This window comes from Sphingobacterium paucimobilis HER1398 (assembly GCF_000416985.1).
Taxonomy (GTDB): domain Bacteria; phylum Bacteroidota; class Bacteroidia; order Sphingobacteriales; family Sphingobacteriaceae; genus Sphingobacterium; species Sphingobacterium paucimobilis.
The window spans coordinates 226,608-249,159 of record NZ_ATDL01000016.1; the positions used below are offsets into that span (position 1 = coordinate 226,608).

Consider the following 22,552-nt stretch of genomic DNA (forward strand, 5'->3'; position numbering starts at 1 on the left):
TCAATATTACTTTTAGTATTATTGAGTTGTGTTTCTTTATGGGGCTATAATGCACTAAATGAGCTTGGTTGCTCATTATTTGTCACCTAAAAATTAAAAAGGTTTGATTTTTGGTGAAATTTATTTTTCTTTGCACAGATTTATTAAACAATTAAACTATAAAATCATGTCAGATATCGCATCAAGAGTAAAAGCAATTATCGTTGAAAAGTTAGGTGTAGATGAAAATGAAGTGACACTAGAAGCTTCTTTCACGAATGATTTAGGTGCAGACTCACTTGATACAGTTGAGTTGATCATGGAATTCGAAAAAGAATTTAACGTTGCAATTCCTGATGACCAAGCTGAAAACATCAGTACTGTAGGTCAAGCAATCGCTTATTTAGAAAAAAACGTTAACTAACTAATTGTATTAGGCTAAAGATATAAATGGAGCTTAAGAGAGTAGTTGTAACAGGATTAGGCGCACTTACACCGCTAGGTAATACCGTCCAAGCTTATTGGGAGGGATTGATTAATGGTGTAAGTGGTGCTGCTCCTATTACGCATTTTGATGCGTCAAAATTTAAAACGCAATTTGCCTGCGAGGTGAAGGGGTTTGATCCACATGATTTTATGGATCGTAAAGAGGCTCGTAAGGTAGATCCTTTCGTTCAGTTTGCCATTGCTTCTACTGATGAGGCGGTGAAGGATGCTGGATTGGAATTTGATAAATTGGATAGAAACCGTATCGGAGTGATATGGGGATCAGGAATAGGCGGTCTGACCACTTTTACAGAGGAGGTCGCTAACTATTCTAAGGGAGATGGAACGCCACGTTTCAATCCTTTTTTTATCCCAAAAATGTTGGTCGATATCGCTCCTGGACATATTTCTATGCGACATGGGTTGCGCGGTCCTAACTTTTCGGCTGTTTCTGCATGTGCATCTGCAACGAATGCAATGATTGATGCTTTTACTTATATTCGTATGGGGAGAGCTGATATTATCATTACAGGTGGTTCGGAGGCTACGATCAATGAAGCAGGGATAGGCGGATTTAATGCGATGCATGCTTTGTCAACTCGTAATGATGATCCCAAGACGGCTTCTAGACCTTTCGATAAGGATAGAGACGGTTTTGTGTCAGGAGAAGGATCAGGAGCAATTATTTTAGAGAGTTTGGAGCATGCGTTAGCGCGTGGTGCTAAAATTTATGCTGAGATTGTTGGCGGAGGTATGAGTGCTGATGCCCATCATATTACTGCATCACATCCTGAGGGGCTTGGTGCAAAGTTGGCAATGACTATGGCGATTAAAGATGCTGGGCTTCAGTTTTCGGATGTCGACTATATCAATGTGCATGGTACGTCAACACCAGTAGGAGATATAAGTGAAACAAAAGCAATTGTAGATCTTTTTGGTGAGAGTGCTTACCGTTTGAACATTAGTTCTACAAAATCTATGACAGGGCATCTGTTGGGAGCTGCTGGAGCTGTCGAAGGAATAGCATCTATATTGGCTGTCAAAAATGATATTGTGCCTCCTACTATCAATCATTTTACGGATGATCCGGAGATTGACAATCGTTTGAATTTTACGTTTAATATAGCTCAAAAGCGTGTTGTTAACGCTGCTTTGAGCAATACATTTGGTTTTGGTGGGCATAACGCTTCGGTGATATTTAAAAAGTACCAAGCTTAATCAATGTCTAAATGGTAAAGTAAGAGATGGATAGGTAGTTTGTAAAAGCTACCTATTTTTCTATAGATGTAGATGGATTTTTGTTAAGGGAACTTTGAGAATATCTTGTTATTTTTGATGATGCTAAGTGGTGCCTTCCGCATGTTAGTTCGTGAAAGTTACGCTTTTCGTGAATACTTATGTCGCTAAGAATTTATAAATTATACTTTTCTCCTCATCGAGCTGATTTTAAAAAGCTGAAGAATATCCTTGGATTTGTACCAGGTAATCTCAAACTCTATCAGATGGCTTTTCGACACAAATCCGTGGCGAAACAGATCAAAGAGGGGGTGAAAAATAGTAATGAACGGATGGAATTTCTGGGAGATGCTGTTCTTGGATCTGTTGTTGCGGAATTGCTGTTTAAACTGTATCCGTATAAAGATGAAGGATTCCTTACAGAGATGAGATCAAAAATCGTATCCCGAGCTAATCTCAACCAATTATCTAGAAAGCTGGGTTTTGATAAGTTAATCCAGTATGACTCGCGAATGATATCTTATCCGAATAAGCAAGGTTCGCTATTGGGGGATGCTTTTGAGGCTCTTGTAGGTGCTGTCTATTTGGATAAAGGGTATCAGTTCACGCGTGAGTTTTTATTGATGCGTATTATTAAACCCCATGTTGATATTCATACGCTGGAAAATACGGAGACAAATTTCAAAAGTCGCCTTATCGAATGGTGTCAACACGAGGGTAAGGAAGTGACATTTGTACCTGTCGATAATCCCGAAGGTGAGTCGTCCAAGATGTTTAGCATAGAAGTGCTTGTCAATGGTGAGGCTTGTGGCTTAGGTCGTGACTTTAATAAAAAAAGTGCGGAGAAACTCGCTGCCGAGCGGGCTTGTGAATATCTGAAAATTATTGAAATTGCCTAGAAACCGTCTGGCATTCTTTCCTTATTCATTCTGTTGTATTACCTTTGCTCTATGGCAATAGTTAAACCATCTTTAGCAAAAGGTACTAGAGACTTTTCTCCTCTTGAAATGGAAAGGAGAAACTTTATATTCAATACTCTCAAGCGTATTTTCAGAAAATACGGTTATAGCGAGATTCAGACGCCTTCGTTTGAAAACTTAGCAACGCTGACTGGAAAATACGGTGACGAGGGGGACAAGCTTATTTTTAAGATTTTAAATTCTGGTGACTACCTTTCGAAGGTATCGAACGAAGCGTGGAACGAAAGAAATTCAAATAAGTTGATTCCTCATATTTCAGAAAAGGCACTTCGTTATGATCTGACGGTTCCTTTTGCTAGGTATGTGGTGATGCATCAAAATGATATCGCACTTCCGTTCAAGCGTTTTCAGATTCAGCCAGTGTGGCGAGCCGATAGGCCTCAGAGAGGACGCTATCGTGAGTTCTATCAGTGTGACGTGGATGTCGTGGGGTCGGATAGTCTGCTGAATGAAGCGGAATTTGTTTTGATTTATTGGGAGGCATTGAAGGAACTGGGATTGAAGGATTTTACAATTAAGATCAATAATCGTAAAATCCTGACAGGTATTGCTGAAATTCTTGGGAAACCAGAGCTGATTGTTGATATGACGGTGGCTATCGATAAGTTGGATAAAATCGGTCTGGAGGGGGTTAACAAAGAATTGTTGGAAAGGGGATTTACCGAGGAGGATTTAGAGTTGTTGAAGCCGATTGTCTTATTGGGAGGTACTAATCTAGAGAAGTTGGAGAGTCTCAAGAAAGTCTTGGCTTCGTCAGAAAAAGGAATGCAGGGGATTGCAGAAATAGAGACGGTATTTGCTTATATAGATGCTTTTAAAGTTGACGAGACGTTGTTGGAGCGTGAGGTCGAGGTGGATATTACATTGGCTCGTGGATTAAACTATTATACTGGTTGTATTTTTGAGGTAAAGACCAACGAAGTAGCTATGGGAAGTATTGGTGGCGGTGGTCGATATGACGATCTTACAGGGATGTTTGGTTTGAAGGGGTTGACAGGTGTAGGAGTGTCTTTTGGTGCAGATCGAATCTATGATGTGTTGGAAGAGCTTAGTCTTTTTCCAGAGGCCACAGTTGTGAGCTCGAAGATTCTTATCTCTAATTTTGATAAGACGCTTGAATCTTATACAATCTCTTTATTGACTAGTCTACGTAAGGAGGGAATCGCTGTGGAATTATATCCTGTCGCAGCCAAGTTGAAAAAGCAGATGAGCTATGCTGACGCTAAAGGAATTCCGTTTGTTCTACTGGTGGGGGAAGAGGAAGTAGAGTCCGGTTTGCTGACTTTGAAGAATATGGAATCCGGAGAACAGATTAAAGTAAAATTGTCGACACTTATCGAAATGATGAGGGGCTAAGCGGTAAAAAATATACTTTTTGTCGATATAAATTATTAGATTTGTAATCGGTTAAGTAAGAAACAGACTTTATAAAATGAGTTCAACACCTATAACAAAAGAAACATATCTCGAGTGGTATAAATCTATGCTACTCATGCGTAAATTTGAAGAGAAAGCTGGACAATTGTACGGACAACAAAAAATCCGTGGTTTTTGTCATTTATACATTGGACAGGAAGCGGTAGTGGCTGGTACAATTTCGGCGACAAGACAAGAGGATACAGTTATCACTTCTTACCGTGATCATGCTCATGCTTTAGCAAAGGGCGTTTCTGCGGATGCATGTATGGCTGAATTGTATGGTAAGAGTACAGGTTGCTCCAAAGGAAAAGGAGGGTCAATGCACTTTTTCTCCAAAGAGCATGGTATGATGGGCGGACATGGTATCGTGGGGGGACAGATCCCTCTAGGTGCTGGTATAGCTTTTGCTGAGCAGTATCTTGGAAAAGACAATGTTAATGTTTGTTTTATGGGAGATGGTGCAGTACGTCAGGGAGCCTTGAATGAGACTTTCAATATGGCTATGTTGTGGAAGCTGCCTGTGATCTTTGTTTGTGAGAACAATGGTTATGCAATGGGTACTTCTGTAAAACGTACAACCAATATGGAAGATATCTATAAGATTGGTTTGGGATTTGATATGCCGAGTATGCCAGTCGATGGTATGGATCCGGTTGCTGTTCATAATGCTATGGACGAAGCTGTGCAACGTGCTCGTGCTGGTGAAGGACCTACATTTCTTGAAATCCGTACGTATCGTTATAAAGGACACTCTATGTCCGATCCTGCAAAATATCGTACCAAAGAAGAATTGGAAGAATATAAAGGAAAGGATCCTTTGTTCAGCACTAAACATGCTATACTGGAGAATGGTTATGCCGATGATGCATGGTTCGCTGCAGTAGAGGCTGAAGTTAAGAAGACTGTCGAAGATTCTGTTAAGTTTGCAGAAGAGTCTCCATATCCTACCGTAGATGAGTTGTATAAAGATATCTACGTGCAAGAGGATTATCCATTTGTGATGGATTAATAAATCACTGTTTTGTTTGAATTGTTATAAGATATAATTTACTATAATACATGGCTGAAGTAGTAAAAATGCCGAAAATGAGCGACACCATGACAGAAGGGGTGATTGCTAAGTGGCACAAAAAAGTTGGTGACAAAGTAAATGCGGGAGATCTTGTTGCTGAGATCGAAACAGATAAAGCAACAATGGACTTTGAGTCCTATCAAGAAGGAACTTTACTCTATATAGGGCCAAAAGAAGGTGAAGCCGTAGCTGTCGATGCTGTAATCGCTGTGCTGGGTGAGGAAGGTGAAGACTATAAAGCTCTATTGGACGGCGCAGCTTCAGCTCCTGAAAAGAAAGAAGAAGAGAAGGCAAGTGATAAAACAGAGGAAGTAGCAACAGAGGAATCTACAGGTAGCAATGTTACTGCAGAAGATTTAGATTGTACAGTTATCACTATGCCTCTGTTGAGTGATACAATGACGGAAGGAGTAATTGCGCAGTGGAACTTTAAAGTAGGTGATACGATTAAGTCTGATGATGCAATTGCAGATGTTGAGACTGATAAGGCAACAATGGAGGTTACTGCGTATGCAGAAGGTACATTGTTGTATGTCGGCGTTGAAGCTGGACAGGCCGCTAAAGTGAACGATATTATAGCTATTGTTGGCCCTGCGGGAACAGACGTTACCCCTCTTTTGAATCAAAAACCTGCGGCAGCGAAAGCGGAAGCAAAAGCAGAAGTAGCTCCTGTAGCTGCTGCGGATAGCGCACCAGTTGCGGCAGCTAATACGGCTTCTAGCAACAATGATGATTCAAGAGTGAAAGCTTCTCCTTTGGCTCGTAAGATTGCTAAAGAAAAAGGAATCAATCTGAATGATGTTAAGGGATCTGCTGATGGCGGTCGTATCGTAAAGAAAGACGTAGAGAACTTCGTTCCTGCGGCTAAATCTACAGCTGCACCAGCGACTGAATCAAAAGGTATCAGCTTACCTACAGTTGTGGGAGAGGAAAGATATACAGAAGTAAATGTGTCGCAAATGCGTAAAACGATCGCTCGTCGTTTAGGAGAGTCTTTGTTTACAGCACCACATTTCTATCTGACTGTAAGTATCGATATGGATAATGCTATCGCAGCTCGTGCACAGATCAATGAAGTAGCTCCTGTAAAAGTATCTTTCAATGATATGGTTATCAAAGCTGTCGCAGCTTCATTGAAAAAGCACCCAGCGGTGAATTCTTCGTGGCAAGGTGATAAAATCAGATTCAATGAGCATACGAATATTGGTGTAGCTATGGCTGTTGAAGACGGTTTACTAGTTCCTGTTGTTCGTTTTGCCGATGGTAAGACGTTGTCTCACATCTCTGCAGAGGTGAAAGATTTCGCAGGAAAAGCTAAATCTAAAAAATTAACTCCAGCGGATTGGGAAGGTTCTACTTTCACTGTATCTAACTTAGGTATGTTTGGTATTGATGAATTTACATCAATCATCAACTCACCTGACGGAGCGATCTTGTCGGTAGGTGCTATTCAACAGATTCCGGTTGTTAAAAACGGAGCGGTTGTCCCTGGAAACGTTATGAAGTTGACATTAGGTTGCGACCATCGTGTTGTGGACGGTGCAAGTGGAGCCCAGTTTTTACAAACATTGAAAGGACTGTTAGAAGCTCCAATTCGTTTGTTGGCCTAACGGAAATATATTTCACGACCTTTATGGGTCAGGAGAAGGAAAGTATCTTTTTAGATACTTTCCTTTTTTTTTGACCGGTTTTTATACCTTTTTTGGATAGGATATTGGCTTTTTCTGCTTATTTGCCTATATTTAATTTTGTGTTAATAAATGAATTGCCCGTGAGATTTTTTCTGTCTAAGCTACTAAACCTTGTATTCTTAATTATTCTTTTTTCTTGTTCAAGTGCTGAACAAAAGCAACAAGAAGTCCAAAAAAAGCAGTCCGAATTAGACAGTATAGCACTCTCCTATAATCCGAGTGAAGGGAATGCGGAAATTGATGCTTTTATGAAGAAACTGCATCTTACTTCTGGTTTTAATGGAAATGTTCTTGTAGCTAAAAAAGGTAAAATACTGTATCAGAATTCATTCGGTTGGGCTGATTATCTACATAAGGATAGCTTGAAGATAAGGTCGAAGTTTGAATTGGCTTCTGTTTCAAAGCCTATGACAGGCCTCGCTGTATTACAGCTGGTTGAAGCTGGTAAACTGAAGTTGGATCAACTTGTCAGTGATTTCTTTCCGGGATTTCCTTATGAGGGAGTGACGGTAGAGCAACTGTTAACGCACCGTTCGGGGTTACCCAACTATGTATATTTTGTAGATAAAATATGGCCCGATAGAAAAAAAGGCATGTCTAACATGGAAGCGATTAATTTGATGATAGAGCATAAGCCGGCGAGGTATGGTAAGCCTGATGGTCGCTTTCATTATAACAATTCAAATTACATGATTCTTGGGGCTATCGTGGAAAAGGTTTCCGGACAAGATTTTGCTACGTATATGGAAGAGCATGTTTTTAAACCTGCCGGTATGAAAAATACTGCGGCACTGTCTCGAGTAAAATACGATAAGATCCCTACGGATGTTATAGGACATGATAAAGTCTGGAGAAGGTCTGTGGTCCAGGATTATTTAGACGGTCCTCTGGGCGACAAGGGAATTTATAGTACGGTCCAGGATATGTATCTGTTGGATCTTGCTCTTAAAGAGGGAAGACTGTTAGGGAAAGAGTTGCTTGATTCCGCTTATGTGCCACGTTCGGATGCCAAAAGAGGCGTGTTTAGCTACGGATATGGATGGCGTACATTTTCTACGAATGGAAATCAGATTGTGTACCATACAGGTTGGTGGCATGGATTTAAAAATCTGTATGTGCGGGATTTAACCAATGATGTGACTATAGTATTGTTGTCAAATATGGTTAATGGGAGTTTAAATAATCTTGATGGCTTGTATAAAATTTTGGAAATGCCTATTTTGAGACAGAATGCTTATGATGCAAACGGTGGTTTTGTAGAACATTAAATATATAGACAACATATTATGAAAAAAACCTTGATTTTGGGGGCAAGCACCAATTCTGCTAGATATTCTTATCTTGTAGCAAATAAGCTTGTAAGAAAAGGATATCCAATAGTGAACGTTGGGCGTAAGAAGGGGGATGTTGCCGGAGTGGCAATTGAGCCAGCAGAAGTCGTTCATACGGATATTGATACAGTAACAATGTATGTTGGTCCGAAAAATCAAGCGCCATATTATGAATATATCTTAGCTACGAACCCCCATCGCGTAATTTTTAATCCTGGTTCAGAAAATCCTGAGTTGGCCACCCAACTGAAGGAGCGAGGGATAGAGGTGATTGAAGCTTGTACCTTGGTGATGTTAAATACAGGGCAGTATTAAGCTTTTGCAACAATAAATAATCTAAAGGAGCATAGCGGGTTCATCAGGTTGTGCTTTATATAGGAATGGCCTAGTACAAACTAGGCCATTCTTTTTATTGACGGTGTTTTCGTGGCTTAGAATTTATAAGTCACGCCAGCTCCTAGAATCTGCTTTACTTGTAGTCTAGCTCCTGTTCCTGTCTGCACATTGTTCTCGAAGATTGGAACTTTGGTGTTGTCGTCATAAACCAATTGTACCCCTGCATTGACGTTTATGAACTTATTGACCTTCATGAAAAGATTGGCCGTGTAATCCACGTCCACATTCTGTGGATCTTCCTTGTAATTGGAATACAGTTTTAAGATGTTTTCAAATGCGATATTCTCCATGATATCTACTTTATAGTATGCATCTAGAGATGCTCCGAATTCGAAGCGGGATTTTTTTCCAGCATCAAGGCCATAGAGTGTTTCGTCTATATCTTTGTTGGTCACGAATACAAAACGTGCTGCTGCAGGCGATACGTTTATTCTGAAATTGTCCGATTCTTTGTAGGCAATACCTGGTCCGAAACTGAGGTAAGCTGGAGCAAAGCCTGCAGACAATAATTTGTCAGTACCGTCGGCATTGTACTTATAGCCTTTTGCAAATTGGGTGTTGAAATTTGTGAAGAAAGTATAAAGCATCTTTTCACTCATTTTGTGGCCAACCAGTGAGTTGTAAACAAAGCGGTCATCATTTTTTCTCCAATCGGTTTCTTTTTGAAATGTTTGACCGTAGGCAGCTAAAACTTTGTTATCCCAGCTCCATTTGTCTTTTTTGTAGTTGAAGTCATAGTTTAACACTAGGTTTCCTGCAAAGGAGTTTATTCCTCCCGCCGCCCAATTTGAGAATGTGCTTTGGTTTATTAAAAATGTGTTTTCTCCTTTAATAGTCCATTTTTTGTCGTTGTCTGTTTGAGCAACAACAGAACCTAGCCCAAATAGGAATAACGCTGTTGATAGTAAAAAATTTTTTTTCATAAGTTTGATTTTTTTATTAATAACAAATATAACACGATTTTACTTGAATTATAATATTTCCACGGTTATTTGAAAAATGATCAATTGCCAGGAGGGGAAGTGTTTTGTTAAAAATAAAAAAAATAATACATTAACTATTTGATAGTTATAAAAAACTTTTTACCTTTGCAGTCCCTTATTGGGGAAATTGTGTCTTGAGCGAAGCCCTACTGCTTCGATGGACTTTAATTAATTTAATTTATAACATGTCAGGAATTATTGGTAAAAAAGTAGGAATGACCAGCCTGTTCAACGCTGATGGGAAGAATATCCCATGTACAGTAATCGAGGCTGGGCCGTGCGTGGTAACGCAGATACGTACGGTAGAGAAGGACGGTTATGCTGCTATTCAGCTTGGCTATGATGATGCCAAGGAGAAGAACACGACAGCTCCTTTAAAAGGACACTTTGCAAAAGCAGGAGTGACTCCTAAGCGTAAACTAGTTGAGTTCAAAACTTTTGAAGTTGAGAAGGAACTAGGTGACATCGTGGATGTAACTTTATTCGAGGAAGGCGAGTACGTTGATGTAGTCGGTACTTCTAAAGGAAAAGGATTTCAGGGTGTAATGAAGCGTCACGGATTTGGTGGTGTAGGTGGTGCGACTCACGGTCAGCACAACAGGCTACGTGCTCCAGGTTCTATTGGTGCGGCTTCATGGCCTTCACGTGTATTCAAAGGAATGCGCATGGCGGGTCGTACAGGTGGAGACAGAGTGAAAGTTCAGAACTTACAGGTTTTGAAAGTTTACGCTGAACAAAACCTAATCGTTGTTAGTGGTTCCATCCCTGGAGCTAAAGGTTCTTATGTAATCGTAGACAAATAGTAGAGATGGAAGTTAACGTATTAAATTTATCAGGTAAAGAAACAGGTGCCAAGGTGCAACTTCCTGAATCAGTATTTGGTGTAACGCCAAACGACCATGCGATCTACTTAGATGTTAAGCAGTACTTAGCAAATCAACGTCAAGGAACGCACAAGTCAAAACAACGTAATGAGATTGCGGGTTCTACTCGTAAATTACACAAACAAAAAGGTACTGGTGGTGCTCGTGCGGGCTCTATCAAATCTCCATTGTTTAATGGTGGTGGTCGTGTATTCGGTCCTCAACCTCGTGACTACAGCTTTAAATTGAACAAAAAATTGAAGCAACTAGCACGTAAATCGGCATTGTCGTACAAAGCACAAGAGAACAATGTAGTTGTTTTAGATACAGTTAGTTTCGATACTATCAAAACTAAAAACTATGTGTCTTTAGTAAACGCATTAAACATAGCTGACGAAAAAACATTATTGGTTTTGCCAGCATATGATAACAATGTTTATTTATCAAGCAGAAACTTGAAGAAAGCAAAAGTTGTAGTAGCTTCTGATTTGAATACATATGATGTATTGAATGCTACTAAATTATTGTTGACTGCAGATTCTGTTAAAACTTTGGAGGAAGCATTAGCTAAGTAATATGGAAATTATTAAAAAACCTATCTTAACTGAGAAAGCTTCATTATTAACGGAGAAATTAAACCGTTATGCTTTCAAAGTAGATCATAGAGCAAACAAAATTCAGATTAAAACAGCTATTCAAGAGATGTTCGGTGTGACTGTAGTTGCAGTAAATACTTCTGTTGTTGCTGGAAAAGCTAAAAGCCGTTATACTAAAGCTGGCTTTGTATCTGGAAGAGCTCCTAAATATAAAAAGGCCGTCATCACGATTCAAGACGGTGAAACTATTGACTTTTACAGCGTTATATAATTAGAGATGGCAGTTAAAAGATTCAAACCGGTAACCCCTGGTACTCGTTTCAGAGTAGGTGCAAACTATTCTGACGTTACTACAAATGTTCCTGAAAAGTCATTGGTAGTAGGAAGTAACAAAAGATCGGGCGGTCGTAATAAATCCGGTAAAATGACTATGCGTTATATCGGTGGTGGACATAAGAAAGTTTACCGTATTATAGATTTCAAACGCGATAAAAAAGAAATTCCTGCAACAGTAGCTACTATTGAGTACGATCCAAACCGTACAGCGCGTATCGCATTATTGCACTACGCTGATGGTGAGAAACGTTACATCATCGCTCCTACGGGATTACAAGTTGGTATGACTGTTATTGCTGGTGAGAAAGTTGCTCCTGAAGTAGGTAACACTTTACCATTAGCAAATATGCCTTTGGGTTCTATCATTCACAATATCGAATTGAACCCAGGACAAGGTGGATCAATCGCTCGTTCGGCTGGTACGTACGCGCAGTTGTCTGCTCGTGATGGTAAATACGCTATTATCAAATTGCCTTCTGGCGAGACTCGTATGATCTTATTGACTTGTGTGGCTACTATCGGTTCGGTATCGAATGCAGAGAGACAGCACGAAGTATTAGGTAAAGCTGGTCGTAAACGTTGGTTAGGTCGTCGTCCTCGCGTTCGTGGTGTTGCAATGAACCCTGTCGATCACCCAATGGGTGGTGGTGAAGGCCGTACTTCTGGAGGTCAACCTCGTTCACGTACAGGTGTGTTGGCTAAAGGTTACAAAACACGCTACAAGAAGAAAACATCGAATCGTTACATCATTGAAAGAAGGAAAAAATAATGGCTCGTTCAATTAAAAAAGGTCCTTATATCGATCACAACTTAGAAAGAAAAGTTCTTTCTCAGAATGAATCAAACAAAAAATCAGTAATTAAGACTTGGTCTCGTAGATCAATGATTTCTCCTGATTTCGTTGGCCATACCTTCGCAGTGCACAACGGGAATAAATTTATCCCTGTATATGTAACAGAAAATATGGTCGGTCACAAGCTTGGTGAATTTGCGCCTACGCGTACATTCAAAGGCCACGCAGAAAAGAAAAAATAATAGGTAATGGAAGCAACAAAAAAACTCAAAAAATCTGTCTTAATTAGACAGCGCAAAGAGCAGGAAAAGGCTCAAGTAGGAGGAGCTTCTACTGCCAAGTTATTGAATTGCCCTACTTCACCTCGTAAGATGCGTTTAGTAGTGGATCTTATCCGTGGTGAGAAAGTAGAAAACGCTCTTTATATTCTTAAGCATACAGGTAAAGAAGCTGCTGCTCGTGTTGAGAAATTGTTATTATCAGCAATTAAAAACTGGGAAGCTGCAAACGAAGGTTCTTCAGTTGCAGACAGCGCTTTGTTCGTAAAGGAAGTATCTGTAGGCGGTGGACGTCAATTGAAAAGATTACGCCCAGCTCCACAAGGACGTGGATATAGAATCCGTAAGCGTTCTAACCACGTAACTTTGGTAGTAGATAGTTTAAATAACGTAAACAACTAATTTATTAATAAGAATGGGACAAAAAGCAAATCCAATTGGTAGCAGATTAGGTATCATCAAAGGATGGGACTCTAACTGGTTCGGCGGAAAAAACTATTCCGATAAATTAGTTGAGGACGAAAAAATCAGAAAGTATCTTTCTGTACGTATCGCTAAAGGTGGCGTAGCAAAAGTAGTTATTGAAAGAACTCTGAAACGTGTTACGGTTACTATCCACACAGCGCGACCAGGAATCGTTATCGGTAAAGGTGGTCAAGAGGTAGACAAGATCAAAGAAGAATTGAAAAAACTGACTAAAAAGGATGTTCAAATCAATATTTTCGAGATCAAACGTCCGGAGCTTGATGCTAAATTGGTAGCTGAAGGTGTAGCTAAGCAACTAGAGGCAAGAATTTCATTCCGTCGTGCAATGAAAACTTCTATCGCTTCTACAATGCGTATGGGAGCCGAAGGTATCAAGATTATGTGTTCAGGTCGTCTAGGCGGTGCAGAGATGGCGCGCACAGAGCAGTATAAAGAAGGAAGAACTCCTCTTCATACGTTACGTGCTGACATCGACTACGCATTGGCTGAAGCATTGACTACTTACGGTAAGATCGGTATCAAAGTATGGATCTGTAAAGGTGAGGTTTACGGTAAACGTGATTTATCTCCTAACATCGGTCAAACTTCGAACGTGAAAACTCGTGGCGGTAATGAGGGCGGTGCTGATCGTCGCGATAACCGTGGCGGAAACAACCGTGGTCCTCGCCGTGATAACAACAACAATCGTGGCGGAGCTCGTGGTGGCAACAACCGTGGCGGAGCAAAAAGAGATTAATTAATAAGAAGATTTAAAAGTGTCCCGACAAAGGTCGGGATTTAAATAAAATACGAACATGTTACAGCCAAAAAGAACGAAGTTCAGAAAGATGCAGAAAGGCCGTATGAAAGGTAACGCTTCACGTGGAGCGGAGTTATCTTTCGGTTCTTTCGGTATCAAATCAATGGAAGAAGCATGGATCACCAGCCGTCAGATTGAGGCAGCTCGTATCGCCGTTACACGTTTTATGAAACGTGAAGGTCAAGTATGGATCCGTATCTTCCCTGATAAACCGGTTACTAAAAAGCCTGCAGAGGTACGTATGGGTAAAGGTAAAGGTGCTCCCGAGTATTGGGTAGCCGTAGTACGCCCAGGACGTATGTTATTCGAAGCTGAAGGTGTGCCTTTAGAGGTTGCAAAAGAAGCTTTACGTCTAGCAGCACAAAAATTGCCGGTACAGACTAAGTTTGTTATACGTAGAGATTACGTTGAAGCATAAAAATCGTTGGTAATGTCAACCGTTTAAGCCTTGTGGCCGTTACCCACAAGGCTCAATATAAACATCGTTGAAAACCCAACACAACACTGAAAGAAAATGAAAAATTCAGAAATCGTAGAATTAACAACAGAAGCTTTAACAGCTAAACTCGTAGAAGAGAAAGCTGCTTTAAACAAGTTAAAATTTGCACACGCTGTTTCTGCTATTGAGAACCCTAACGTTCTTACTGCAGCTCGCAAAAATATCGCTCGTATCTCCACTGAGATTTCGAAACGTAAAAATGCAGCAAAATCTGAAACAGCCTCTGAGGCGTAAAAATTAAGTCGAAATGGAAAGAAATTTAAGAAAAACAAGAATCGGCTTAGTAGTTAGCGATAAAATGGATAAATCCATTGTAGTGGCTGTAGAGCGTAAAGTAAAGCACCCTATCTATGGTAAGTTCGTTAAGAAAACTACTAAATTCAAAGCTCATGACGAAACAAATACCTGCGGTATCGGCGACACGGTATTAATTATGGAGACTCGTCCGCTGAGTAAAACAAAGAACTGGAGATTAGTTGAAATTTTAGAAAGAGCTAAATAACATGGTACAACAGGAATCAAGACTAAATGTAGCTGACAATAGCGGTGCTAAAGAAGTTTTAGTAATCCGTGTATTGGGCGGAACGCGCAAGCGTTATGCATCTATCGGTGATAAGATCGTTGTTACCGTTAAGAGCGCTTTACCTTCAGGAAACGTAAAAAAAGGATCAGTATCGAAAGCTGTGGTCGTACGTACTAAGAAAGAAATTCGTCGTAAAGATGGTTCTTACATTCGTTTCGATGATAATGCTGCAGTATTGTTAAATAACAACGATGAACCTCGTGGAACTCGTATTTTCGGCCCAGTTGCTCGTGAATTACGTGAGAAGCAGTTCATGAAAATTGTATCACTAGCACCGGAGGTTTTATAATTATGGCTATTAAAAAAACAAAAACAACTCACAAAATCAAGATCAAAAAAGGTGATTTAGTGAAAGTTATCGCTGGTAACTCTAAAGGTGTTCAAGGAAAAGTATTGTCTATTTTAGTGGATGCTAATAGAGCAGTCGTTGAAGGCGCTAACATCGTTAAAAAACACACTAAACCAAGTGCAGCTAATCCTCAAGGTGGTATTATTGAGAAAGAAGCTGCTATCAACATCTCAAACTTAGCGTTGATCGATCCTAAAACAGGAAAGCCTACTCGCGTAGGACGTAAAGTCAATGAAGATGGTAAAATAGTTCGTTACGCTAAAAAATCAGGGGAGGAAATTAAATAATGACTTACGTACCAAGATTAAAAGCGAAATATGCGGAAGAGATCCGTACTGCGCTTAAAGAAAAATTCCAGTATAAAAGCATTATGCAAGTTCCGAAACTTGAGAAGATAGTTGTATCACAAGGTATCGGAGCTGCTACAGCAGATAAAAAATTAATCGATAGTGCTATTGCTGAATTGACAATGATTACTGGTCAGCAAGCTGTTCCTACGAAATCGAAGAAAGATATCTCTAACTTCAAACTTCGTAAAGGAATGCCTGTTGGTGCTCGCGTGACATTGCGTGATAATAATATGTATGAGTTCTTGGATCGTTTGATCGCTGTTTCTCTACCACGTATTCGCGACTTCCGTGGAATCAATGATAAAGGATTTGACGGTAGAGGTAACTATAACTTAGGAGTTACAGAACAAATTATTTTCCCTGAGATCAATATTGATAAAATCAATAAAATCACAGGTATGGATATTACGTTCGTAACTTCAGCTCAAAATGATATCGAAGCATTAGAGTTATTAAAGCAATTCGGTTTACCATTCAAAAATCAAAACTCGAACAACAATGGCTAAAGAAGGATTAAAAGCACGCGAATTAAAGCGTCAAAAATTGGTAGCTAAGTATGCAGCAAAACGTGCCGCTTTGAAAGAGGCCGGTGATTATGCTGGACTAGATAAATTGCCAAAGAATGCTTCACCAGTTAGATTGCACAACCGTTGTAAACTAACAGGACGTCCTAAAGGATATATGCGTCAGTTTGGTATCTCTCGTGTGACTTTCCGCGAGATGGCATTGGACGGAAAAATCCCAGGAGTAACTAAAGCTTCTTGGTAAGTTTTAAAAAAATACTTACTTTTGCCCGGATAAATCCTTTTTAAATAAGGGATTTATCGGGTTTTTTCGTTGATATTAGGTTATTTAACGAAAAATACGTGTACTTGAGATAGCTGTGACTGAGAGGTTGTGGTTCAAGTAGGGCTATAAAAAGCAAATTTATTTACCGATAATAGGTCTTCTCCCGATGGTCGGGAATTGAAACCATTATCACAATTTATATTATATAATGAATACAGATCCAATAGCGGATTACCTTACACGAGTAAGGAATGCCATTAAGGCCAACCACAGGGTTGTTGAAATTCCTGCATCGAACCTAAAGAAAGAAATTACTAAAGTTCTTTTTGACAAAGGTTACATTGCTAATTACAAATTCGTAGAAGAAGGACCTCAGGGTTCTATCAAAATTGCGTTGAAATACAACCCAATTAGCAAAGTGCCGGCTATTCGCACATTGACACGTGTGAGTAAACCTGGTTTAAGAAAGTATGCAAGTGTTGAAAACATGCCTCGCGTTTTGAACGGTTTGGGTATCGCAGTTTTGTCAACTTCTAAAGGAGTTATGACAGACAAAGAAGCCCGTTTACAAAACGTTGGTGGTGAAGTTTTATGTTACGTTTATTAATCTAGGAAAAAACACACAAAAAAATGTCAAGAATTGGAAAAGCACCTATCGCTATTCCTTCGGGAGTATCGATTTCTGTATCAGACAAGAATCTGGTAACAGTAAAAGGTCCTAAAGGTGAATTAACTCAGAAAGTAGATAGCGACATTTCTGTTAAAGAAGAAGACGGTAATATCGTTGTCTCTCGTCCTACTGAGCAGAAAAAACACAAAGCATTACACGGGTTATACCGCGCACTAATCCAGAATATGGTTGTGGGTGTAACAGACGGTTATAAAACTACTCAAGAGTTAGTCGGTGTTGGTTACCGTGCATCAAACAACGGTAATATTTTAGAGTTGACTTTAGGTTTCTCTCACCCGATTGTTTTCGTATTGCCACAGGAAGTTAAGGTTTCAACAACTGCTGAGAAAGGTAAAAATCCTACTATCACTTTGGAATCGACAGACAAACAATTAATCGGACAGATAGCAGCAAAAATCCGCAGCTTCCGTAAACCAGAACCATACAAAGGTAAAGGTGTCAAGTTTGTAGGTGAAGTATTAAGAAGAAAAGCAGGTAAATCAGCTAAAAAATAATAACCATGGCAGGAATTAAAACATCTCGCAGAGAGCGAATTAAAAAGGGAATAAGAAAACACCTGACTGGATCTATTGAGCGTCCTCGTTTGTCTGTTTTCAGATCAAATAAAGGTATCTATGCGCAAGTTATTGATGATACTACAGGTAAAACATTGGCGTCTGCTTCTAGTTCGTCAAAAGATTTTGTAGCATCAGGAAATAAAGTAGAGCAATCTAAAGCTGTTGGTAAGTTAGTTGCCGAAAAAGCAGTAGCAGCAGGTATTAGTAAAGTAGTTTTTGACCGTAATGGGTACTTGTATCACGGCCGTGTTAAATCATTGGCAGAGGGTGCTCGCGAAGGCGGTTTAGACTTTTAATTGATAGAAAAAATGGCATTAAGCAATATTAAAAGAGTAAAGTCAAGCGAGATTGAATTGAAAGATCGCTTAGTAAGCATCCAACGTGTGGCAAAAGTAACTAAAGGTGGTCGTACTTTCAGTTTCTCTGCTATCGTAGTCGTTGGTGACGAAAACGGTATCGTTGGTTTCGGTTTAGGAAAAGCTAAAGAGGTTACTGAAGCAATTACTAAAGGTATCGATGATGCAAAGAAGAACTTGGTGAAGGTTCCTATTATTAAAGGAACAGTACCTCACGAGCAATACGGTAAATTCTCAGGCGGTTCAGTATTGATCAAACCAGCTGTTGATGGTACAGGTGTACTAGCAGGTGGTGCGATGCGTGCTGTGTTGGAGTCTGCTGGTATCAAAGATGTATTAGCGAAGTCATTAGGATCATCAAACCCGCACAACGTGGTAAAAGCAACAATTGATGCTTTAGCTAATATGCGTGATGCATATACAGTGGCTCAACACCGCGGTGTCGATTTAAACAAAGTATTTAACGGTTAATTATCATGGCAAAAATCAAAATCACCCAGATAAAGAGCGTTATCGACAGAAGCGAGCGCCAAAAGAAAACTATTGAGGCATTGGGATTGAAAAAGATCAATCACTCAGTAGAAGTTGAGGCTACACCGGCTATTATCGGTATGGTTCGTAAAGTGAACCATTTAGTAGCTATCGAGACTATCTAAAAACATAACTATGGAAAGAATTTCGGTTCTTTCCATTAGTTGTTTATAATTTTATTGTTAATCGTTGTGTCCTGTTTAGTGAAAGCGAAGGCGCAACATAATCTTAGTTTAAAATGAACTTAAGTAATTTAAAACCAGCAGCTGGTTCAACAAAAAGCAGAAAACGTATAGGTCGTGGTCAAGGTTCTGGTCGTGGTGGTACATCTACTCGCGGTCACAAAGGTGCCGGATCTCGTTCAGGTCACTCGACTAAAATAGGTTTCGAAGGTGGTCAGATGCCTTTGCAACGTCGTGTACCTAAGTTTGGTTTCAAAAATGCTAACCGTGTTGAATACAATGGTGTAAACTTAGACGTTTTACAAAGTTTAGTAGAAAAATATAACCTTACAGTTGTTGATTTCGATACATTGAAAGAACATGGTTTAGTTTCTAAAAATGACTTAGTAAAAGTTTTAGGTCGTGGAGAGTTTACTGCTAAAGTTGAAGTTAAAGCACATGCATTTTCAGCTTCAGCTCAAAAAGCTATTGAAGCTGCAGGTGGTTCCATCGTAAAACTTTAATACATGAAGAAACTAATCACAACCTTAACCAATATATGGAAAATTGAAGATTTACGTAAACGTATTATTAATACGTTACTGTTTCTTCTTATTTATCGTATTGGATGTCACGTGGTATTGCCAGGTGTTAATCCAGATGCATTAGCTACAGGGCAAAAAGAAGGTCTTCTTGGACTTTTGGATATGTTCGCTGGGGGGTCATTCTCTCGCTCGGCTATCTTTGCTTTAGGTGTAATGCCTTATATTTCTGCATCGATCGTTGTACAATTATTGGGGATTGCTGTTCCTGCATTTCAAAAAATGCAAAAAGAAGGTGAGTCTGGCCGTAAGAAAATGACGCAGATAACTCGTTATCTGACATTAGCTATTACATTAGTACAAGCTGTTGCTTACGTCAAAACACAAATAGAGCCAGCTGCAAAGACTATTGCAGATCCTATGTTCACTATTCTTGCTGCAATTGTTTTGACTGCGGGTACGTTGTTTGTGATGTGGTTGGGTGAGAAAATCACCGATAAAGGTATCGGAAATGGTATCTCTTTAATCATTATGGCAGGTATTATTGCACAGTTGCCGGGCGGTGCGGTTGCTGAATGGGCATCACGTATGAGTCCTAGCGGCGGCGGTATCATTCCTATTTTGATTGAGGCTATTGCGCTATTCTTCATTGTGATCTTTACTATTCTGATCGTTCAAGGAGTTCGCAAAATACCGGTACAGTATGCGAAAAAGATTGTTGGAAACAAGCAGGTTGGTGGCGTACGTCAGTATATACCCTTAAAGGTTAATGCGGCGGGTGTAATGCCGATTATCTTCGCACAAGCGATCATGTTTTTACCAATGTCATTGGCGCAGTTTTTTCCAAATCTTCAGTCGGACTTTTTGACTTCATTGACTAATTTTACTTCCGTAGCATATAATGTAACTTTCGCTGTATTGATTATAGCGTTTACATTTTTCTATACTGCTATTATGGTAAATCCTCAACAGATGTCTGAAGACATGAAGAAAAATGGGGGCTTTGTACCTGGAATCAAGCCGGGATATGACACCAATCTATTTATAGATAATGTAATCTCTCGTATTACCTTCCCAGGTGCAGTTTTTTTAGCGATCATTGCGATAATGCCTGCTATAGCTAGTGCTGCCGGTGTTAATAACCAGTTTGCACATTTCTATGGCGGTACTTCCCTATTGATTCTCGTAGGTGTAGTATTGGATACCCTTCAGCAAATCGAGTCACATTTGTTAATGCGTCATTACGATGGCTTAATGAAGACTGGAAGAGTTAAAGGTCGTTCGGCGGCGGGCGTAGAAGGATATGATCAATCTGCTATTTAATATCTTTAGATGTCTAAAGTAATTTATAAAACAGAAGAACAAATTGAGCAAGTGCGAGAGTCTGCAAAGGTCCTCTCGCATTTACTTGCTGAAATAGCTAAAGTAATCAAACCTGGAATAACGACACTTTCGTTAGACAAGTTGGCTTATGATTTTATTCATGACAATGGCGGTACTCCTGCTTTTTTGAATTATCATGGCTTTCCTTACTCGTTATGTATTTCCGTTAATGATCAAATAGTACATGGCTTTCCTAGTGACTATGAAATCAAGGATGGAGATTTGGTATCCGTTGATGGGGGTGTAAATCTCAATGGTTTTATCTCTGATTCGGCCTATACATTCGGTATTGGCGAAATTTCGGCAGAAGCTCAGCAATTGCTTGATGTAACAAAGGCATCTTTGTATAAAGGTGTGGAACAGGCGGTAGCAGGTAAAAGGGTAGGGGACATTTCATCAGCTATTCAAGAATACGTACAGCCTTATAATTTCGGAATTGTAAGGGAGTTGGTTGGACATGGTGTTGGATTGCATCTGCACGAGAAACCTGAAGTTCCGAACTACGGGAAAAGAGGGTCTGGTCCAAAGTTGGAATCCGGTCTGATTATTTGTATTGAACCTATGATCAATGCGGGAAAATCCGGGGTTCGTTTTTGGGAAGATGGGTGGACGGTAAGTACGATTGACGGAAAGCTTTCTGCACATTTCGAACAGATGGTTGCAATAAGAAAGGGACAACCTGACGTCTTGTTGAATTTTGATGAAGTTGAGGAAGTTTTGAATAAAAAGTAGTTGGTTTTCAATATTTTTATTTATCTTTGCACTCCTGTTGGTGCAGGCTATAAAACATTAATAAGTAATTGATATATGGCTAAACAAGCCTCGATAGAACAAGACGGTATTATTAAAGAAGCATTATCCAATGCTATGTTTAGGGTAGAGTTAGAGAATGGACACGAGATAATCGCCCATATTTCTGGTAAAATGCGTATGCATTATATCAAGATTTTACCTGGTGACAAGGTTAAATTGGAGATGTCTCCTTATGATTTAACAAAAGGAAGGATAACATACCGTTATAAATAAGGTATTGCTCTGCGAAGAGCTTAATAATTTATAAAATGAAAGTAAGAGCATCAGTAAAAAAACGTAGTGCGGATTGTAAGATCATCCGTCGTAAAGGAAAGATTTTTGTAATCAACAAAAAGAACCCTAAATTCAAACAACGTCAGGGATAATTAATTAACAAAATCGCTTAAAATATTATATGGCAAGGATATCAGGTATAGATTTACCTAAAAACAAAAGAGGAGTTATCGGCCTTACCTACATTTTTGGTATTGGTAGTGCGACTGCCGCTTATATCTTAGATAAAGCAGGTATTAGTCAAGATGTTAAAGTTTCCGAGTGGAACGATGATCAATTGGCTGCTATTCGTACAATTATTAATGACGAAATTAAAGTAGAAGGTGCTTTGCGTTCAGAGGTTCAATTGAACATTAAACGTTTGATGGATATCGGTTGTTACCGTGGTTTACGTCACCGTAAGCATTTACCAGTTCGTGGTCAACGTACAAAAAACAACTCACGTACCCGTAAAGGAAAACGTAAAACAGTTGCAAACAAGAAAAAAGCTACTAAATAACAAGTAAGAAATGGCTAAAAGCAAAAAAGTCGCAAAAAAACGTATCGTTGTAATTGAGCCTGTTGGTCAAGCTCACATCAACGCTACTTTTAATAACATTATTATCACTTTGACTAATAATTCTGGTCAAACTATCTCATGGTCGTCGGCTGGTAAAATGGGCTTTAGAGGTTCTAAAAAGAACACTCCATATGCAGCAGGACAAGCAGCAAGTGACTGTGGTAAAGTTGCTCACGATTTAGGATTGCGCAAAGTTGAGGTTTTTGTTAAAGGACCAGGTGCAGGACGTGAGTCTGCTATCCGTACTTTACAGACTGTAGGAATCGATGTAACTACTATCAAGGATATTACTCCACTTCCTCACAACGGTTGTCGTCCTCCAAAACGTAGAAGAGTTTAATAATATTATTGTTTAAGATTAAGATTCATCAGTTAAAGACTGATAGATACTT

At 39.5% G+C, this 22,552-nt stretch carries 35 protein-coding genes; 34 read left to right on the plus strand and 1 reads right to left on the minus strand.

Annotated features, from left to right (window positions below):
• Positions 1-166 precede the first annotated feature (166 nt).
• From M472_RS37895 to M472_RS37930, 8 genes are all read left to right on the plus strand, one after another.
• On the plus strand, positions 167-403 hold the full coding sequence (locus M472_RS37895) for an acyl carrier protein (protein ID WP_021071201.1): 237 nt from the start codon (positions 167-169) through the stop codon (positions 401-403).
• Between the two features lie 26 nt (positions 404-429).
• The gene (gene fabF / locus M472_RS37900) at positions 430-1,683 is read left to right on the plus strand and encodes a beta-ketoacyl-ACP synthase II (RefSeq protein ID WP_021071202.1); all 1,254 of its coding nucleotides are present in this window, start codon (positions 430-432) and stop codon (positions 1,681-1,683) included.
• Positions 1,684-1,862: 179 nt separating this feature from the next.
• Entirely contained in the window at positions 1,863-2,600 is a 738-nt protein-coding gene (rnc, locus tag M472_RS37905; RefSeq protein WP_021071203.1) for a ribonuclease III, read from the plus strand.
• 51 nt (positions 2,601-2,651) lie between these two features.
• Positions 2,652-4,037 (plus strand): histidine--tRNA ligase, encoded by a 1,386-nt coding sequence (hisS, locus tag M472_RS37910; protein WP_021071204.1) that lies wholly within the window; start codon positions 2,652-2,654, stop codon positions 4,035-4,037.
• Positions 4,038-4,113: 76 nt separating this feature from the next.
• The gene (gene pdhA / locus M472_RS37915) at positions 4,114-5,109 is read left to right on the plus strand and encodes a pyruvate dehydrogenase (acetyl-transferring) E1 component subunit alpha (RefSeq protein ID WP_021071205.1); all 996 of its coding nucleotides are present in this window, start codon (positions 4,114-4,116) and stop codon (positions 5,107-5,109) included.
• Between the two features lie 50 nt (positions 5,110-5,159).
• Positions 5,160-6,782, plus strand: a complete 1,623-nt coding sequence (locus M472_RS37920; protein WP_021071206.1) for a pyruvate dehydrogenase complex dihydrolipoamide acetyltransferase — start codon at positions 5,160-5,162, stop codon at positions 6,780-6,782.
• Between the two features lie 161 nt (positions 6,783-6,943).
• Positions 6,944-8,131 (plus strand): serine hydrolase domain-containing protein, encoded by a 1,188-nt coding sequence (locus tag M472_RS37925; protein ID WP_031301883.1) that lies wholly within the window; start codon positions 6,944-6,946, stop codon positions 8,129-8,131.
• A gap of 18 nt (positions 8,132-8,149) precedes the next feature.
• On the plus strand, positions 8,150-8,509 hold the full coding sequence (locus M472_RS37930; RefSeq protein ID WP_021071208.1) for a CoA-binding protein: 360 nt from the start codon (positions 8,150-8,152) through the stop codon (positions 8,507-8,509).
• 116 nt (positions 8,510-8,625) lie between these two features.
• Here the strand turns inward: M472_RS37930 and M472_RS37935 are convergent, their stop codons facing one another.
• Complete coding sequence (locus M472_RS37935) at positions 8,626-9,513, minus strand: DUF3078 domain-containing protein (protein WP_021071209.1); 888 nt, start codon at positions 9,511-9,513, stop codon at positions 8,626-8,628.
• A gap of 245 nt (positions 9,514-9,758) precedes the next feature.
• Here M472_RS37935 and rplC point away from each other — a divergent pair, with 245 nt between their 5' ends.
• From rplC to rpsK, 26 genes are all read left to right on the plus strand, one after another.
• The gene (gene rplC / locus M472_RS37940) at positions 9,759-10,376 is read left to right on the plus strand and encodes a 50S ribosomal protein L3 (RefSeq protein WP_021071210.1); all 618 of its coding nucleotides are present in this window, start codon (positions 9,759-9,761) and stop codon (positions 10,374-10,376) included.
• A gap of 5 nt (positions 10,377-10,381) precedes the next feature.
• Positions 10,382-11,011, plus strand: coding sequence for a 50S ribosomal protein L4 (gene rplD / locus M472_RS37945; RefSeq protein WP_021071211.1), 630 nt, complete (start codon positions 10,382-10,384; stop codon positions 11,009-11,011).
• Position 11,012: 1 nt separating this feature from the next.
• Entirely contained in the window at positions 11,013-11,303 is a 291-nt protein-coding gene (gene rplW, locus M472_RS37950) for a 50S ribosomal protein L23 (protein ID WP_021071212.1), read from the plus strand.
• A 6-nt stretch (positions 11,304-11,309) separates the two neighbouring features.
• Positions 11,310-12,137, plus strand: coding sequence for a 50S ribosomal protein L2 (rplB, locus tag M472_RS37955; protein WP_021071213.1), 828 nt, complete (start codon positions 11,310-11,312; stop codon positions 12,135-12,137).
• Positions 12,137-12,403, plus strand: a complete 267-nt coding sequence (gene rpsS, locus M472_RS37960) for a 30S ribosomal protein S19 (RefSeq protein ID WP_021071214.1) — start codon at positions 12,137-12,139, stop codon at positions 12,401-12,403. Before rplB ends, rpsS begins: the two co-directional genes overlap by 1 nt.
• 6 nt (positions 12,404-12,409) lie before the next feature.
• The gene (rplV, locus tag M472_RS37965; RefSeq protein WP_021071215.1) at positions 12,410-12,841 is read left to right on the plus strand and encodes a 50S ribosomal protein L22; all 432 of its coding nucleotides are present in this window, start codon (positions 12,410-12,412) and stop codon (positions 12,839-12,841) included.
• Between the two features lie 13 nt (positions 12,842-12,854).
• Complete coding sequence (gene rpsC, locus M472_RS37970) at positions 12,855-13,661, plus strand: 30S ribosomal protein S3 (protein WP_021071216.1); 807 nt, start codon at positions 12,855-12,857, stop codon at positions 13,659-13,661.
• Positions 13,662-13,719: 58 nt separating this feature from the next.
• On the plus strand, positions 13,720-14,142 hold the full coding sequence (rplP, locus tag M472_RS37975) for a 50S ribosomal protein L16 (protein WP_021071217.1): 423 nt from the start codon (positions 13,720-13,722) through the stop codon (positions 14,140-14,142).
• A gap of 96 nt (positions 14,143-14,238) precedes the next feature.
• A complete protein-coding gene (gene rpmC / locus M472_RS37980) occupies positions 14,239-14,457 on the plus strand; it encodes a 50S ribosomal protein L29 (RefSeq protein WP_021071218.1) in 219 nt (72 codons plus the stop codon).
• A 13-nt stretch (positions 14,458-14,470) separates the two neighbouring features.
• Complete coding sequence (gene rpsQ, locus M472_RS37985) at positions 14,471-14,725, plus strand: 30S ribosomal protein S17 (RefSeq protein ID WP_021071219.1); 255 nt, start codon at positions 14,471-14,473, stop codon at positions 14,723-14,725.
• Position 14,726: 1 nt separating this feature from the next.
• Positions 14,727-15,095 (plus strand): 50S ribosomal protein L14, encoded by a 369-nt coding sequence (rplN, locus tag M472_RS37990; RefSeq protein WP_002997484.1) that lies wholly within the window; start codon positions 14,727-14,729, stop codon positions 15,093-15,095.
• 2 nt (positions 15,096-15,097) lie between these two features.
• Positions 15,098-15,442, plus strand: a complete 345-nt coding sequence (rplX, locus tag M472_RS37995; RefSeq protein WP_021071220.1) for a 50S ribosomal protein L24 — start codon at positions 15,098-15,100, stop codon at positions 15,440-15,442.
• Entirely contained in the window at positions 15,442-16,011 is a 570-nt protein-coding gene (gene rplE, locus M472_RS38000; protein ID WP_021071221.1) for a 50S ribosomal protein L5, read from the plus strand. The genes rplX and rplE overlap by 1 nt, the downstream gene beginning before the upstream one ends.
• Positions 16,004-16,273 carry a 30S ribosomal protein S14 gene (gene rpsN / locus M472_RS38005; RefSeq protein WP_021071222.1) on the plus strand — a complete coding sequence of 90 codons (270 nt, stop codon included), beginning with the start codon at positions 16,004-16,006 and terminating at the stop codon, positions 16,271-16,273. Before rplE ends, rpsN begins: the two co-directional genes overlap by 8 nt.
• A 229-nt stretch (positions 16,274-16,502) precedes the next feature.
• Entirely contained in the window at positions 16,503-16,901 is a 399-nt protein-coding gene (gene rpsH, locus M472_RS38010) for a 30S ribosomal protein S8 (RefSeq protein ID WP_021071223.1), read from the plus strand.
• 23 nt (positions 16,902-16,924) lie between these two features.
• Entirely contained in the window at positions 16,925-17,479 is a 555-nt protein-coding gene (gene rplF / locus M472_RS38015) for a 50S ribosomal protein L6 (protein WP_021071224.1), read from the plus strand.
• A 5-nt stretch (positions 17,480-17,484) separates the two neighbouring features.
• Positions 17,485-17,838: a 50S ribosomal protein L18 gene (rplR, locus tag M472_RS38020; RefSeq protein WP_021071225.1), complete on the plus strand. Its 354-nt coding sequence runs from the start codon at positions 17,485-17,487 to the stop codon at positions 17,836-17,838.
• Between the two features lie 12 nt (positions 17,839-17,850).
• Positions 17,851-18,369 (plus strand): 30S ribosomal protein S5, encoded by a 519-nt coding sequence (gene rpsE, locus M472_RS38025; protein ID WP_021071226.1) that lies wholly within the window; start codon positions 17,851-17,853, stop codon positions 18,367-18,369.
• A gap of 5 nt (positions 18,370-18,374) precedes the next feature.
• Positions 18,375-18,554 carry a 50S ribosomal protein L30 gene (gene rpmD / locus M472_RS38030; protein WP_021071227.1) on the plus strand — a complete coding sequence of 60 codons (180 nt, stop codon included), beginning with the start codon at positions 18,375-18,377 and terminating at the stop codon, positions 18,552-18,554.
• 113 nt (positions 18,555-18,667) lie between these two features.
• Positions 18,668-19,114 (plus strand): 50S ribosomal protein L15, encoded by a 447-nt coding sequence (gene rplO / locus M472_RS38035; protein WP_021071228.1) that lies wholly within the window; start codon positions 18,668-18,670, stop codon positions 19,112-19,114.
• Positions 19,115-19,117: 3 nt separating this feature from the next.
• Positions 19,118-20,455 (plus strand): preprotein translocase subunit SecY, encoded by a 1,338-nt coding sequence (gene secY / locus M472_RS38040; protein ID WP_021071229.1) that lies wholly within the window; start codon positions 19,118-19,120, stop codon positions 20,453-20,455.
• Positions 20,456-20,464: 9 nt separating this feature from the next.
• Entirely contained in the window at positions 20,465-21,247 is a 783-nt protein-coding gene (gene map, locus M472_RS38045; protein ID WP_021071230.1) for a type I methionyl aminopeptidase, read from the plus strand.
• Positions 21,248-21,322: 75 nt separating this feature from the next.
• The gene (gene infA, locus M472_RS38050) at positions 21,323-21,541 is read left to right on the plus strand and encodes a translation initiation factor IF-1 (RefSeq protein WP_021071231.1); all 219 of its coding nucleotides are present in this window, start codon (positions 21,323-21,325) and stop codon (positions 21,539-21,541) included.
• A gap of 35 nt (positions 21,542-21,576) precedes the next feature.
• A complete protein-coding gene (gene ykgO, locus M472_RS38055; RefSeq protein WP_021071232.1) occupies positions 21,577-21,693 on the plus strand; it encodes a type B 50S ribosomal protein L36 in 117 nt (38 codons plus the stop codon).
• A 29-nt stretch (positions 21,694-21,722) separates the two neighbouring features.
• A complete protein-coding gene (rpsM, locus tag M472_RS38060; protein ID WP_021071233.1) occupies positions 21,723-22,100 on the plus strand; it encodes a 30S ribosomal protein S13 in 378 nt (125 codons plus the stop codon).
• A gap of 10 nt (positions 22,101-22,110) precedes the next feature.
• Positions 22,111-22,500 (plus strand): 30S ribosomal protein S11, encoded by a 390-nt coding sequence (rpsK, locus tag M472_RS38065; protein ID WP_021071234.1) that lies wholly within the window; start codon positions 22,111-22,113, stop codon positions 22,498-22,500.
• The last annotated feature ends 52 nt before the right edge of the window (positions 22,501-22,552 follow it).

Coding starts and splice junctions, on each gene's coding strand:
- M472_RS37895 (WP_021071201.1), top strand. CDS start 167: ATGTCAGATATCGCATCAAGAGTAAAAGCAATTATCGTTGAAAAGTTA.
- fabF (WP_021071202.1), top strand. CDS start 430: ATGGAGCTTAAGAGAGTAGTTGTAACAGGATTAGGCGCACTTACACCG.
- rnc (WP_021071203.1), top strand. CDS start 1,863: ATGTCGCTAAGAATTTATAAATTATACTTTTCTCCTCATCGAGCTGAT.
- hisS (WP_021071204.1), top strand. CDS start 2,652: ATGGCAATAGTTAAACCATCTTTAGCAAAAGGTACTAGAGACTTTTCT.
- pdhA (WP_021071205.1), top strand. CDS start 4,114: ATGAGTTCAACACCTATAACAAAAGAAACATATCTCGAGTGGTATAAA.
- M472_RS37920 (WP_021071206.1), top strand. CDS start 5,160: ATGGCTGAAGTAGTAAAAATGCCGAAAATGAGCGACACCATGACAGAA.
- M472_RS37930 (WP_021071208.1), top strand. CDS start 8,150: ATGAAAAAAACCTTGATTTTGGGGGCAAGCACCAATTCTGCTAGATAT.
- M472_RS37935 (WP_021071209.1), bottom strand. CDS start 9,513: ATGAAAAAAAATTTTTTACTATCAACAGCGTTATTCCTATTTGGGCTA.
- rplC (WP_021071210.1), top strand. CDS start 9,759: ATGTCAGGAATTATTGGTAAAAAAGTAGGAATGACCAGCCTGTTCAAC.
- rplD (WP_021071211.1), top strand. CDS start 10,382: ATGGAAGTTAACGTATTAAATTTATCAGGTAAAGAAACAGGTGCCAAG.
- rplW (WP_021071212.1), top strand. CDS start 11,013: ATGGAAATTATTAAAAAACCTATCTTAACTGAGAAAGCTTCATTATTA.
- rplB (WP_021071213.1), top strand. CDS start 11,310: ATGGCAGTTAAAAGATTCAAACCGGTAACCCCTGGTACTCGTTTCAGA.
- rpsS (WP_021071214.1), top strand. CDS start 12,137: ATGGCTCGTTCAATTAAAAAAGGTCCTTATATCGATCACAACTTAGAA.
- rplV (WP_021071215.1), top strand. CDS start 12,410: ATGGAAGCAACAAAAAAACTCAAAAAATCTGTCTTAATTAGACAGCGC.
- rpsC (WP_021071216.1), top strand. CDS start 12,855: ATGGGACAAAAAGCAAATCCAATTGGTAGCAGATTAGGTATCATCAAA.
- rplP (WP_021071217.1), top strand. CDS start 13,720: ATGTTACAGCCAAAAAGAACGAAGTTCAGAAAGATGCAGAAAGGCCGT.
- rpmC (WP_021071218.1), top strand. CDS start 14,239: ATGAAAAATTCAGAAATCGTAGAATTAACAACAGAAGCTTTAACAGCT.
- rpsQ (WP_021071219.1), top strand. CDS start 14,471: ATGGAAAGAAATTTAAGAAAAACAAGAATCGGCTTAGTAGTTAGCGAT.
- rplN (WP_002997484.1), top strand. CDS start 14,727: ATGGTACAACAGGAATCAAGACTAAATGTAGCTGACAATAGCGGTGCT.
- rplX (WP_021071220.1), top strand. CDS start 15,098: ATGGCTATTAAAAAAACAAAAACAACTCACAAAATCAAGATCAAAAAA.
- rplE (WP_021071221.1), top strand. CDS start 15,442: ATGACTTACGTACCAAGATTAAAAGCGAAATATGCGGAAGAGATCCGT.
- rpsN (WP_021071222.1), top strand. CDS start 16,004: ATGGCTAAAGAAGGATTAAAAGCACGCGAATTAAAGCGTCAAAAATTG.
- rpsH (WP_021071223.1), top strand. CDS start 16,503: ATGAATACAGATCCAATAGCGGATTACCTTACACGAGTAAGGAATGCC.
- rplF (WP_021071224.1), top strand. CDS start 16,925: ATGTCAAGAATTGGAAAAGCACCTATCGCTATTCCTTCGGGAGTATCG.
- rplR (WP_021071225.1), top strand. CDS start 17,485: ATGGCAGGAATTAAAACATCTCGCAGAGAGCGAATTAAAAAGGGAATA.
- rpsE (WP_021071226.1), top strand. CDS start 17,851: ATGGCATTAAGCAATATTAAAAGAGTAAAGTCAAGCGAGATTGAATTG.
- rpmD (WP_021071227.1), top strand. CDS start 18,375: ATGGCAAAAATCAAAATCACCCAGATAAAGAGCGTTATCGACAGAAGC.
- rplO (WP_021071228.1), top strand. CDS start 18,668: ATGAACTTAAGTAATTTAAAACCAGCAGCTGGTTCAACAAAAAGCAGA.
- secY (WP_021071229.1), top strand. CDS start 19,118: ATGAAGAAACTAATCACAACCTTAACCAATATATGGAAAATTGAAGAT.
- map (WP_021071230.1), top strand. CDS start 20,465: ATGTCTAAAGTAATTTATAAAACAGAAGAACAAATTGAGCAAGTGCGA.
- infA (WP_021071231.1), top strand. CDS start 21,323: ATGGCTAAACAAGCCTCGATAGAACAAGACGGTATTATTAAAGAAGCA.
- ykgO (WP_021071232.1), top strand. CDS start 21,577: ATGAAAGTAAGAGCATCAGTAAAAAAACGTAGTGCGGATTGTAAGATC.
- rpsM (WP_021071233.1), top strand. CDS start 21,723: ATGGCAAGGATATCAGGTATAGATTTACCTAAAAACAAAAGAGGAGTT.
- rpsK (WP_021071234.1), top strand. CDS start 22,111: ATGGCTAAAAGCAAAAAAGTCGCAAAAAAACGTATCGTTGTAATTGAG.